This window comes from Sphingobacterium psychroaquaticum, from assembly GCF_900177625.1.
GTDB lineage: Bacteria > Bacteroidota > Bacteroidia > Sphingobacteriales > Sphingobacteriaceae > Sphingobacterium > Sphingobacterium psychroaquaticum.
The window spans coordinates 336,459-349,269 of the sequence record NZ_FXAU01000003.1 but is presented as its reverse complement, the minus strand read 5'-3'; the positions used below and the strand labels follow the sequence as shown (position 1 = coordinate 349,269).

General features: G+C 41.3%; 9 protein-coding genes. 4 read left to right on the top strand and 5 right to left on the bottom strand.

The features are described from left to right. Positions 1-48: 48 nt before the first annotated feature. Entirely contained in the window at positions 49-645 is a 597-nt protein-coding gene (locus B9Y69_RS09865; RefSeq protein ID WP_144036539.1) for a GNAT family N-acetyltransferase, read from the bottom strand. A gap of 585 nt (positions 646-1,230) precedes the next feature. On the opposite strand from B9Y69_RS09865, the gene B9Y69_RS09860 reads away from it, so the two are divergent. The 4 genes from B9Y69_RS09860 to B9Y69_RS09845 all read left to right on the top strand — a co-directional run bounded on the left by B9Y69_RS09860 (position 1,231) and on the right by B9Y69_RS09845 (position 8,639). Next, entirely contained in the window at positions 1,231-2,862 is a 1,632-nt protein-coding gene (locus B9Y69_RS09860) for an ABC-F family ATP-binding cassette domain-containing protein (protein WP_085472775.1), read from the top strand. Between the two features lie 524 nt (positions 2,863-3,386). Then, on the top strand, positions 3,387-6,317 hold the full coding sequence (locus B9Y69_RS09855) for a SusC/RagA family TonB-linked outer membrane protein (protein WP_085472774.1): 2,931 nt from the start codon (positions 3,387-3,389) through the stop codon (positions 6,315-6,317). A gap of 15 nt (positions 6,318-6,332) precedes the next feature. Then, positions 6,333-7,925 carry a RagB/SusD family nutrient uptake outer membrane protein gene (locus B9Y69_RS09850; protein WP_085472773.1) on the top strand — a complete coding sequence of 531 codons (1,593 nt, stop codon included), beginning with the start codon at positions 6,333-6,335 and terminating at the stop codon, positions 7,923-7,925. A 132-nt stretch (positions 7,926-8,057) separates the two neighbouring features. Then, entirely contained in the window at positions 8,058-8,639 is a 582-nt protein-coding gene (locus B9Y69_RS09845; RefSeq protein WP_085472772.1) for a DUF1003 domain-containing protein, read from the top strand. A 19-nt stretch (positions 8,640-8,658) separates the two neighbouring features. Here B9Y69_RS09845 and B9Y69_RS09840 read toward each other — a convergent pair whose 3' ends face one another. From B9Y69_RS09840 to B9Y69_RS09825, 4 genes are all read right to left on the bottom strand, one after another. Further along, complete coding sequence (locus tag B9Y69_RS09840) at positions 8,659-9,957, bottom strand: cryptochrome/photolyase family protein (protein WP_085472771.1); 1,299 nt, start codon at positions 9,955-9,957, stop codon at positions 8,659-8,661. Positions 9,958-9,982: 25 nt separating this feature from the next. Further along, a complete protein-coding gene (locus B9Y69_RS09835) occupies positions 9,983-10,723 on the bottom strand; it encodes a metallophosphoesterase family protein (RefSeq protein WP_085472770.1) in 741 nt (246 codons plus the stop codon). Between the two features lie 91 nt (positions 10,724-10,814). After that, on the bottom strand, positions 10,815-11,357 hold the full coding sequence (locus B9Y69_RS09830; protein WP_085472769.1) for a GNAT family N-acetyltransferase: 543 nt from the start codon (positions 11,355-11,357) through the stop codon (positions 10,815-10,817). 51 nt (positions 11,358-11,408) lie between these two features. Further along, the gene (locus tag B9Y69_RS09825; protein WP_085472768.1) at positions 11,409-12,773 is read right to left on the bottom strand and encodes an alpha/beta hydrolase family protein; all 1,365 of its coding nucleotides are present in this window, start codon (positions 12,771-12,773) and stop codon (positions 11,409-11,411) included. Positions 12,774-12,811 lie beyond the last annotated feature (38 nt).

Below are 12,811 nucleotides of genomic sequence, written 5' to 3'. Positions count from 1 at the left end.
TGTTTTTAAAAAACAATAAATAAAAACACCTGCCAAGGCAGGTGTTTTCTACAATTCCAGAATATACATCAGTTCATCATCGACAGTCCCATCGGGCCATTGCGTTTGTTCCGTGTGTGTATAAATAAATCCATACCGCTGATTAGCCGCCATGGAAGCGTCATTACCTTGTCGATGAGACACCACCACCGCGGCACATCCCTGGGATCTGGCCCACTCAATTCTAGCTTCATAGAAAAGCCGTGACAAGCCTCTTGCACGGTGCTCCTCTTTGATAAATGTCGAATACAGAATCGCTTTGGTTGGATCATCTCGATGAAGTGCCACAGCCGTCAAACCGACGATCTCACCTTGCCTCCATAAGCCAAAAATAGCGCGCGTCGAATCTGCTAAAAAAGAAACCCAATTTTCTTGTGTATACAGCACTTCTTTCGCGTAGTTACTTCCAAACACTTCCGGGTTGGTCTGGAGGGCTTCAAGCCGGATACTTTTATAAAGCTCCCACTGCGAAGGCACCATATGTTCCAAAGTATACCTGTTGCCTGATCTTGTATTTTCTGCGGACATTTGTATCGATTTGTTCTTAATAATAAAGATATACATAAATAGGTAATACCTATAATGGTGAAAAGATTCAAATCGCAAAATAGAAGGTAAAATTCTCACCTTTGTATTCGAGACGATCAAAGGTGAGAATTATTATAATGTGATGGTTTTCTATAAATTATCTGATCGCTTTTCAAGTATGATCTTCCCGTCTTTTAACGATACGCCAACCAATGCAAATGGGTATTGTCTCGGGGAACACTTTGAAACTCTGATATCAGATTTATTGATTTTTAATTCTGAACCATCCTCCGTTGTAACTCTTATCTTTTTCATAGGCTTAAGAATTTATAGATGATTAAATATCTATTATTTTAATTCAAAAGCAATGCCGAAAGACTTAAAAAAATATCATTTAACATTTTTTAAACCTTTCGCAAAATTAAAGACCTTTGAAATCGATGCATTTGTATTATTTCAGCATCTTATGACCATCATAAAAATCTATCTGTTAAAAATCTTTTTTAATCGTAACTTTGCGCCCAAATACGCTTAGCTACATAGTTTGTATTGACAAAAGCCGTTTGCCTAACGTTATGCACGCCACGCTAACAAAAGCCGACTGTTTCAAAAACAAAGAAGTAGCCGCTATAAATCAGCCAGCACAGGCTTTTAAGAATAAAAATGGTCAACGTAAACAACATCTCCGTTTCTTTTGGTGGAACGACACTTTTCAGTGATGTATCATTCTCGATCAATGAAAATGATAAAATAGCCCTTATGGGTAAAAATGGTGCAGGAAAATCCACACTATTAAAGATTATTGCGGGGGCTGGAAAGCCAACAACAGGTAATATATCAGGACCCAAAGATGCTGTAATCGCCTACTTGCCTCAGCACTTACTTACCACGGATGGCATGACTGTCTTTGAGGAGACATCTAAAGCATTTGATGAAGTATATAAAATGCGGGATGAGTTGGAAGAATTGAACGAACAGTTAAATATCAGAACCGACTACGAAACCGATGATTACATGAAGTTAATCGAGCGTGTTTCAGAATTGAGTGAAAAGTTCTATTCTATCGAAGACACCAACTACGATGCAGAGGTAGAAAAAGTATTAAAAGGTTTAGGTTTTGAGCGTGCCGATTTTAGCCGTCAGACCTCCGAATTTTCCGGTGGATGGCGCATGCGTATTGAATTAGCAAAAATCCTTCTGAAAAAACCTGATTTAATTTTATTGGATGAGCCTACCAACCACATGGATATCGAAAGTATTCAATGGTTAGAGGATTTCTTGGTCAATTCTGCAAAAGCAGTAATCGTTATTTCCCATGACCGTGCCTTTGTGGATAATATTACCAACCGTACTATTGAGGTAACGATGGGTCGCATTTACGACTATAAAGCTAAATACAGTCACTACCTAGAATTGCGCAAAGAGCGACGTCAGCACCAACTAAAAGCGTACGAAGAGCAACAGCGTTTTATCGCCGACAATCAAGAGTTTATCGATAGATTCAGAGGTACTTACTCCAAAACGCTACAGGTGCAGTCGCGGGTGAAAATGCTCGAGAAACTAGAGATTATAGAAATCGATGAGGTCGACACCTCTGCACTTCGTTTAAAATTTCCACCATCTCCACGTTCAGGACAGTATCCACTGATTGTAGAAGATCTTACGAAGGCATATGGAGATCACCTGGTGTTCGAAAAAGCCGCAATGGTGATCGAACGCGGAGAGAAAGTCGCTTTCGTTGGAAAAAATGGTGAAGGAAAGTCTACGATGATCAAGGCTATAATGGGCGAAATCGACTTTGAAGGCTCTCTTAAAGTAGGTCATAATGCAAAAATTGGTTATTTCGCACAAAATCAAGCCGCGTTATTGGACGAGGAATTAACCGTATTCGAAACCATAGATCAAATTGCCGTCGGCGATGTACGCGTTAAGATCAAAGACCTACTTGGCGCGTTTATGTTCAGCGGTGATGACACAACGAAAAAAGTAAAAGTATTATCGGGTGGTGAAAAGACGCGGTTAGCTATGATTAAGCTCTTGCTGGAGCCGGTGAACGTTTTGATTCTCGATGAGCCAACCAACCACTTGGATATGAAGACAAAAGATATTATCAAAGATGCATTACAAGACTTTGATGGTACATTGATTCTGGTTTCACACGACCGTGATTTCTTGGACGGCCTGGCGAAAAAAGTTTTTGAGTTTGGCAACAAACGTGTTCGTGAACATTTTGAAGACATCAAAGGCTTCTTAGAATACAAAAAAATGGCAAGCCTTAAGGATATTGAAAGATAAGGAGTTCGCGCCATACGGCGCGAACCTCACTTCCTCCCCCAAAAATACAAACATCAGCGCTCTTTTATACATCATTCCAACACGAATGATGTAGCGTCGCTACCAAACCTCCCCCACTCCTCCTCTCCTTCGCTAAACTGCCGCAGGCATCATAGTACGCTATACATCATTCCTACCGATAGTTTTCTTTACACGATAACGTGCAGAAAGAGCTTTTAAGATTGGAAAGAGCATTAAAATATCTCAAATTTCTACCGTCATCTCAAAACCTAAAGCTTATTAACACCCGAACACTATACAATGAGCTCACCATAGGCAAATCTTAATTTTATTTGTCTAAACAAACATAAATGAAACAAAACGAAATACAAGAACGCAAAAACAAGGTTAATAGTTTTTAAATTAAAGATTTAATAACATTACGAAAACAAATTACAACTTATATTTGCGTATTTATAAAATAAAGAATACTTTTAAAAACCAAATACCAGTCAAAAACTAATTTAAACACGTAATTATAAACTATGAGAAAACCAGTTATTGCTGCCATTTTTACTATGGCAGCGGTCACACAACTGTATGCCCAGCAAACTACAAAAGGCATCGTTAGAGACTCAAAAGGCAATCTTTTGTCTTCCATCAGTATTCTAATTAAAGGGACCAACATCGGCACAACTACCAATGACAGAGGGGAATACCAAATCCAACTACCACAAGGAAACAGAGCAACATTGATCTTCAGCGGCGTAGGCTATCATCAAACCGAAATCAATATCGAAAACAAAACAGAACTAAACGTAACATTAAATTCTGATGATATTGGTCTTGATGAAATTGTTGTTGTAGGTTTCTCCGAAGTAAACAAAAAGCACGTCGCCTCCTCGGTGGCCCAATTGGATATGGATAAGATTAAAAATCGCCCTATCTTCAAAATGCAAGACGCCTTCTCTGGAACGATGCCCGGGGTAACCATGATGCGTGGCAACAGCTTACCCGGAAGTGTACCAGGAACTATCTCTATCCGAGGAATCAGCACTTTAGGTGCTGCCGACCCTTTGGTTATTGTCGATGGTATGGAACAAAGCATCCATGATATCGATCCCAACCAAGTTAAGAGTGTAACAGTACTGAAAGATGCTGCATCTACCGCAATGTATGGTTCTCGTGGAGCAAACGGTGTAATTATTATTGAAACAGAGCGCGGACAGACGGGTCAGTTTAAAGTCAGTACCAACAATTGGTTTGCAGTCAACAAACCAATTGATCTACCCAAGTTTGTAGGGGGTGCCGAGTTTATGAAGCTTCGAAATACAACATTACAGCAGCAAGGACAACCTCCTGTATATAGCGCAGAAGAAATTTCAGCTTTCGAAAGTGGGCAAAAGAAAGATGTGAATTGGGTCGATGAGATTATGGAACGCACCTCGACAGCGCTAAATAACAACGCGAGCGTATCCGGTGGCGGTGGTGTAGGTACCTTCAACCTCATGTTGGGCCATATTAAGGAAAACGGGCTCAACAAAATTGAAGGATCACAAAAATTCTCGGCTCGTTTTAATACCAACATCAATATTGCGGACAAATTTGTGCTTATGGCCGACTTTTACGCACATCGCTTACAAGTAAACAGACTTCTTGCGAACGATGATGGTCATGGTTTGTATAAAATTGCCTGGCGCATGAACCCTACACAGTCTATATTCTATGATATTGACCGCCCAGAGCCCTATATCTTGCACAACAACATGAATCCAGTGGCTGCTATTCAGCATGGAGGAACAAAAAATAGCATGTACGATCGGAGCACTATTAATCTTCGTCCAAAATACAATATCAATAAGAATTTGAATATCGAAGGAAACGTATCCTACATGATTAATAAATCGGCGAATAAACAAGAACGCCAGACCTATAAATTCTTTGACGAAAACAATGCGCCAGTCACCATCTGGACAAACAATGTAGAAGCCAGTCAAGGGGTTAGTGAAAGTCAGCTCACCGCACGCGGATTATTGAATTACAATAAAGATCTTCGGGACAGTCGTGATAAGGTATATCTTACTTTAGGAACAGAGGTAATGAACCTTACCTACACAGATTATAAAGAAATCAGTAAAGCTTCTTTCTTCGGGAAACTAAATTACTCTTTCGATAACCGATATATCCTGGAGTTAACCGGACGTTCTGACGGGAGTTCAAAATTTGCGCCCGGACACCGTTGGGGCTTCTTCCCTTCAGGAGCTGTAGCCTGGAACGCACATAACGAATCTTTCTTTAGCGGTCTACGAGACAGCAAGGTCATCACCAACCTTAAATTCCGTGGATCGTACGGTCTTATTGGAAATGAAAATGTAGACCCCTATCTATGGGAGGAGTCGGTAAACACCTGGGGTTGGACCATGCGTGTTCCCAACCCAAAATTCTCTTGGGAGAAGCAAAAACAATGGAATGTGGGGGTTGATATTACAGCACTCCGCGATCGCTTGACAGTAACAGCAGAAGTTTATAACAAAAACTCGTATGACTTAATTTACGATCAATTTGCAGTGCCCCCACTGACGGGTTCCAACACACTTATATCGGCCGTAAACATTGGTGAAGTGGAAAACAAAGGGTGGGAACTTTCGGCTTCGTGGTCCGACAAAAAAGGAGACTTCTCCTATACCGTAGGGGGAATGCTCTTTGATAATAAAAATAGGATGCTCAAAGCTGGACACAACGTCACAGATAGCTTAATTTTTAAAGGCAATAACAACCGTATTTGGTACAAAGGAATTCCTATTAACAACTACTATGGTTTTGAAACCAATGGGTACTTCCAAAACCAAGCTGAAATAGATGCTACACAAGCAAAGCTACCAAACACATTGCCAGGAGATATACGCTATGTAGACCGTAATGGTGACGGCATTATCAACGATCAGGACCGGACTTATCTCGCTGATCCTCTACCACACATGAATTACGCAATAAACATTACATTAAAGTATAAAAATTGGGATTTCTTTGGTTTAGGTCAAGGTATTGGGAAACGTACAGGACGTCTGATTGGTCAAGAAGCTTATCCGGTTTTTGTGGATGGAAACAGCAACAATCTGGGGGCTCCTCGGGTAGAGTATGCTAATGATTATTGGTCTGCAGAGAATCCCAACAGTCGCTTTCCTCGTCTGTGGACAGGTCCAACTACAAATACACTTTTAAGTGATGTTTGGCTTAGCAACGCGGCCTTCTTCCGCGTCAAGTCACTTCAGTTGGGATACACCTTTCCTAAGATTGGAAAAAGCTTCAAGAACTTCCGCATATATGCCAATGCACAAGATGTATTTACTTTCACAAAATGGGAAGGTTTAGATCCGGAGCGTATCGATGTAGATAGCCCATCAACCAATGATGGTAATGGTAACTATCCACGAATGGCGACATATAGTTTTGGTATCAGCACAAGTATTTATTAATTGAGAAATAAGCAAATGAAAAGATATATATTACCCCTTGTCGCAGCAGCAACCCTTTTTTCGAGCTGTGAAAAATTCTTAGATAAACGAGATCCAACCGCAACTTCTTTTGAAGAATTCTTCAACACGGAGGAAGATTTACGAAGAGTCGTGTACAGTAGTTATCTGGATGCCTTTATGGGACCTACGGAACGAAGATTACTCTTTTACATGAGTGAAGGTCGCAGCGATAACGCCTATGCCCGTATTGAGACGGATCACCACATGATTATAGCGAATGGAAACTTCACTAGTAATGCCCGTGCCTCGGAATACTATTGGACATTATTTAACAAACATGTTGGACGCATCAACACGTATCTGGCAAATATCGAGACTCCATATGTGGAAAATGAGGCCATACGTCAAAAATACAAAGCTATTCTCGAAGGGCTACGTATTTGGCATTACTTCCGTATTACCACTTACTGGGGAGACATTCCATTCGTATTAGTTCCTGTTACCCTCGAGGAAGCAACGCCTCCTGTAACAAAAAAAGAAGAAGTGCTAAATAAGCTTTTCGACATGTGTGAAGATGTCGCCAACCGCCTACCAGAGGAGGAAGGCACCACCAATGTATACATGTTTAACAAATATTCCTTTAAGACATTGGTCATGCGTTACGCGCTCCAACATGGTCGTTATGACCTAGCTGCCCGCTTGGCAAAAGAGGTTATGGATTCCGGGAAATTTCAACTCCACACCAAATATGAAGACTTGTTTAACTACAAAGCAGATAAAACAAATAAAGAATTTATCATCAAATTTGACATGGAGAGTCACAACAATACGGCGACAGCCTCTTTTGAACACCTTGCTCCCCAATACCGGACAGGCAAAGGTCAGTCTTACGTTGTCCCTTCAAAAGCGCTTGTCGACAGTTATTGGACACTACAGGGAAGACCGATTGATAAATGCCCCTTGCATACGAAAGAACAATATGAGTTAAACCCGAAATTGAATAGAGATCCGCGTTTAGCTGCAAGTATTTTCGGGCATGGCGACCTCTTCAATAAGGAAAAAATTGATATCTACGACCCGAAGGCAATCTTCTATTACCAGAACCTCCGCAGCAGCCGCACAGGTTATTGGTTTAAAAAGTTTGTGGACGAAGCGGATGCTTTCAGGACTGGAGGAAATATGCACTTTGGCCTTGCTCGTTACGCGGAAGTATTGTTAACCTATGCGGAAGCAAAGATTATGCTTAACGATGTGGATGATTTGGCAAAAAGTTGCATCAACCAAGTGCGTAAACGTGCGGGACTGGATATGACCACTGCTGACGTAACATTGGTGTCCAAAACACAAACGGAATGGATAGATCTTATACGCAACGAAAGACGTACTGAGTTTGCCGGCGAAGGCTTACGCTACGACGACATCTTACGCTGGAGACTTGCTGAGCAGGTATTAAACCAACCTTTACTGGGCCATGCGCGACTCGTAGGTGATAAAAAAGAAGTACTAAAAGTGGAAGATCGTAGGTTCCAACCACATCAATACTTATGGCCATTCCATGAAAGCAGTCTTTCTACAGAGCCTAATTTGGTACAGAATCCAGGTTATTAACGTCACTACTTCCAAAATAAGTTAGATTAGGAGGCGCCATCAAAAAATGGCGCCTCCTTTTTTCTCCAGGCAGAAGTTCTTCTTGTATCTTTAAACCTTAGTTTATATCTTTAACTCAGCAGCCTATTCATCATGAAAGAAGAACAAATAAGCAACAAAGAGATTATTGCAATGATTGAACAAAGTGACGATCATATTCGGAAACTTCATGATATAGTAAAAAAAACATTGGAGGAAGAACAACTCATCGTAAACAACCTACTCCATCCCCCAAAAGAAATGTTGTCGCGGGGGCAAGCCATATCGGATAAGGTTGCTCGTTTTGGCGGTAGCTGGAAGTTTATTATTTTGTTCACGGTCATATTGATGTTATGGATACTCTACAACACGGTTGTCGCAAAGAATGAACAATTCGACCCCTACCCTTTTATTCTCATGAATCTCGTACTCTCCTGTGTGGCAGCGCTACAAGCGCCTATCATTATGATGAGCCAAAATCGTCAAGAGGAAAAAGATAGACAACGGAGCGAAAATGATTATCTGGTAAACCTCAAAGCGGAGCTGGAGATACGAAGCCTGCACCAAAAGGTAGATGTTCTTCTGGAGGATCAAATAAAAGAATTATTCGATTCCCAGGTCGCCCATTTAAAACTACTCAAGGAACTTACCGCAAAAATCGAACGTTTAGAAAAGAAGTTACCGGAAACCAATTAAGCCGCACGTAGCCCCTACACTATTTTACGGCTAAGCTATATACCGCGACCGCTCGTTTTGAAGCTTCTTTGTGATCCACAATAGGATCAGGGTAGGCTGCTGTCCCCCACTCTGGAACCCATCGTTTAATATAGATCCCCTCTTTATCGAACCTTTCTTTTTGTAGTGTAGGATTGAACACCCGGAAATAGGGAGCCGCATCACAGCCGCATCCTGCTGCCCATTGCCAATTTCCGTTATTAGCCGATAGTTCATAATCATTCAGTTTAGCGGCAAAATAAGCTTCCCCCCAACGCCAGTCAATCAAGAGATGTTTACATAAAAAGCTAGCAACTACCATCCGTACTCGATTATGCATAAATCCGGTGGTATTCAACTCGCGCATGCCCGCATCTACCATCGGATAGCCGGTCTTCCCTTCACACCAAAACTTAAACAAATTCTCCTCATTGCGCCAAGCAATGCGATCATATTTCTCTTTAAAAGCATGATTCTCCACATGTGGGAAATGGTAGAGAATTTGCATAAAAAACTCGCGCCAAATCAACTCTGAAAGCCAGGTTTGATTATATTGAAGGGCAAAAGAAACACACTTCCGTATACTAATCGTCCCAAAACGTAACGCTATACTGAGGTTTGTCGTTCCTTTGATCGCTGGAAAATCTCTTGTCGCATCATATGTCTCAATTATACGGCGATCAAGCGTTGGCTCAACGTAGGTAATATCAGTCTTACCGAAAGAAAGATCAGCAAGCGCAAGCACCGGCATGAATGGTTGTCGAAAGAAATTATCCAGTTCGAGATTCACTTCCGCATAATGAGATTCCTGTAATGTCTGCTTCCACTTTGTCGCATACGGTGTGTAGACCGTATAGGGCTCACCATTACTTTTCACAATATTTCCTTTATCAAAAATAACCTGATCCTTATAAGCCTTGAAGCTGATTTCCTTTTCTTCAAAATAGCGAAAAACGGCGGTGTCTCGCTGAATCGCTTGCGGCTCGTAATCTCTGTTGCAATAGACGCCCTGGATCCGGTAAGAAGCATGCAGATCCTCGAAGATATCCATCACCTTACCCTGATAAACAGATAAAGTGGTACCATATCTTTTTAACTCTTCATTAATGGCACAAATGGCTTGATGAATGTAGTCAACACGACGGTCGTTTCGATCTTCCAATCGATCCAGAATATCGGTATCAAAGATGAAAATAGGAAGCACCGGTACGCCTCCCTTCAAAGCGTGATGCAAGCCTGTATTATCCGTTAAACGTAAATCTCTTCGAAACCAGAAAACAGCAACTTCTTCTTTGATCATATACTTTTAATTTGACAGGTTGGAGTTAGACTAATGCAGCCTTTTTTAATAAAAAATCACCGTAGAAATTTGGGATGTCACTCTTATAGATTGCAGAGGCCACTTCGTCAATAGCATAATTCAGTTTCACGATTTCAGCATCTATTCCTGTTTCCGCAATCTGCAATATGGTATAGGTTGCTTTTCGATCATCCTCCCTACTGCGGCCAACAGAACCACTGTTGACAAAAAGAATATCCGACTGCTCTTGGATATAGGACTGATGGGTATGTCCCATGACCAGCACATCAACCGAACGTTCTTTCAGTACCGCTATAAGCTCGTTTTTAGAATCATCACGATACATATAGGCATCGTTGCTTTCCAGCGTAGCATGTACCAACAAGATATTCTTTATCGAAGATCCGCTCTTATAAGTCAAGGTAATGTTATACGGCAGTGCCGCCAACCATTGCTTATTATCTGCTCGAATAGTCTGTTTACTCCAGTTGATCGCGATCTCGCGGTTCGCGGTTTCAATCGCATCATGATGGGCTAATGGTATAATTGGTAAATCGTATGCAATACGCTCATCGTGGTTCCCTAACAAACAAGGAATACGATGTGCCCGAATCCGATCGATTACCTCGTTTCCCCACGGGGCAAAATCAACGAGGTCACCGAGGCAATATATCTGGTCAATAGAACGATCTGAAATATCCTTTAAAACAGCTTCTAATGCCAAAAGATTACCGTGTATATCACTAATGATGGCGAGTTGTATCATCTTTATCTAAAAAAACAAAGATAAGGAATCTTATTGCTTCCTATTGTCCATTATACGACGAAGTTCAGGTAGCGATTGTTTATAAGTACTTTTAATTTTCCTTATTGATAATCGAATAGATTTCCGCATCGACAAAACGTCCTTTTTCAAAATAATAATCTCGCAAAATGCCTTCACTTTCCATACCGACCTTCTCCAAAACCCGACCAGAGGAACGATTCGCTGGATCGATAAAAGCCTCTATACGCCTTAGTTTAATCGCATTCTTTCCATAACGAACGATAGCTTCAATTGCTTCAGTCATCAAGCCTTGCCCCCAATAAGTGGGATCCAATTCGTAGCCAATTTCTGCTCGGTTATGAATCTTAGACCAGGCATGATAGCCACATGTGCCAATCACTTGATCGTCTTCGCCTTTTAACACAATCCCCCAACGCATCCCTCCTCTTTTGACATACAAATTCTTCCATAACTTCAATAAGCTACGCGCTTGTCGAATACTGGTAAACGTTTCTAAATCATAAAACTCGGTCACCGCATCTTGCGAAAAATAAGCATAAATAGCTGCGGCATCTTCATCCCGCAATTCACGCAGAATCAATCGTTGCGTTTCTATCTCAGGTAAAAATATCATAGTTAACAACTTACGTTAAAAAAACGGGATATCCAATAATTTAACCGAGGCTTAGAGCTTTTTCATCCACTCCAGGACATCGCTCATCACCTCCGGATTGAACGTTTCCTCAATCGTTACATACTCATCTACATGACCTGTTTGAGCGGTTTGAAACAAATGATTCAATTGTGGATAGCGTTTGTAAGTATGCTTCTTATTTGCAGGCAAGTAGGTTTGAAAAGTAGCAATATTCGCTTCCGAACGCACCTGAACATCCTTGTCTCCATTAAGCACCAACATCGGTACTTTCACTTCAGACAAATAATTTTTTGGTTGTAATTTCAGGAACGTCAAATACCAAGGCATAAATAAAGGCTGTAAGCTAGCGGTATCTTCTTTGGTCAATTTTTCCACACCATTAAACTCCTCAATTAGATCCTCCATTTTGGCCCGTGCCTGATTATAAGTATTCTCGGCTGCCATCGCATCCAGCATAGACATATAGAATTGTTTCTTGCTCGCTGATGCCCCTTTTAACCCAAGCTCCATCAACTGTTGCCCCAGTAACTCGCGGCCTGAAATAGCCATCCCAGCCAAACTAACCACAAATTTCACATCTGGATTTCTCGCCGCAATAATAGGACCTATTACCCCACCTTCACTGTGACCAATTATACCTAGTTTATTACCATCAACCTCCGGCTGACTCTTGAGGTACGCTAGTAATTTCTCCGCGTTATCTGCCGCTGTTAATGTCGTTAAATTGCCAACATCACCAATAGACTCTCCTGTTCCGAGGTCATCATACCGCAGCACAACAACTCCGTTTCGAGTAAGATAATCCGCTAAAACCAGGAATGGCTTATGCTCAAACAGTTCCGAATTACGATTCTGTTGTCCAGAACCGTTCACGAGGATAACGGCAGGATACTTTCCTTGCCCCTTAGGGCTTGTTATGGTACCGGCCTGCGTCGTCCCTTCATCTGTAATCTTAAAATCACGACTTAAATAAGGAAAGGGTGCTTTCGGTTCTTGTGGGCGTACACGTGCAGGCGGTAAACTAACCATTTCGGTTCCTTCCTTTCGCTTGAACAAGACCTTTGCTTCAAAACCATTTTGAAAGTAAACCGTATGTAACACGCTATCCGAACTAAATCGTCCGGCTATTTTTATACCACTTGGTCCCTTTAAGGAGACACTATCTCCCACAAGGCTAATATCCAAAGGCAAATTAAGTGCATTCTGGCTTGGCACATCTAAAGCACCTTTCCAGGTACCTTCAACTTTTTGGAGTTGGATAACCATCGGAATGATGGTACCCATTGCATCTAAATCACCATGCCAGCGCCCCGCATAATTCTGAGCGGTAACGGCGTGTGTAAATAGGAAAAAGGATAAACAAGCAAATAGAAATTTCGATGCACTAAAAGTCATATAAGTGTATTTTGGTAAGTACCCACAAGATAAGCAAT

Excerpts from the sequence above, each read along its gene's own strand:
- B9Y69_RS09860 (WP_085472775.1), top strand. The coding sequence starts at position 1,231 with ATGGTCAACGTAAACAACATCTCCGTTTCTTTTGGTGGAACGACACTT.
- B9Y69_RS09855 (WP_085472774.1), top strand. The coding sequence starts at position 3,387 with ATGAGAAAACCAGTTATTGCTGCCATTTTTACTATGGCAGCGGTCACA.
- B9Y69_RS09850 (WP_085472773.1), top strand. The coding sequence starts at position 6,333 with ATGAAAAGATATATATTACCCCTTGTCGCAGCAGCAACCCTTTTTTCG.
- B9Y69_RS09845 (WP_085472772.1), top strand. The coding sequence starts at position 8,058 with ATGAAAGAAGAACAAATAAGCAACAAAGAGATTATTGCAATGATTGAA.
- B9Y69_RS09840 (WP_085472771.1), bottom strand. The coding sequence starts at position 9,957 with ATGATCAAAGAAGAAGTTGCTGTTTTCTGGTTTCGAAGAGATTTACGT.
- B9Y69_RS09835 (WP_085472770.1), bottom strand. The coding sequence starts at position 10,723 with ATGATACAACTCGCCATCATTAGTGATATACACGGTAATCTTTTGGCA.
- B9Y69_RS09830 (WP_085472769.1), bottom strand. The coding sequence starts at position 11,357 with ATGATATTTTTACCTGAGATAGAAACGCAACGATTGATTCTGCGTGAA.
- B9Y69_RS09825 (WP_085472768.1), bottom strand. The coding sequence starts at position 12,773 with ATGACTTTTAGTGCATCGAAATTTCTATTTGCTTGTTTATCCTTTTTC.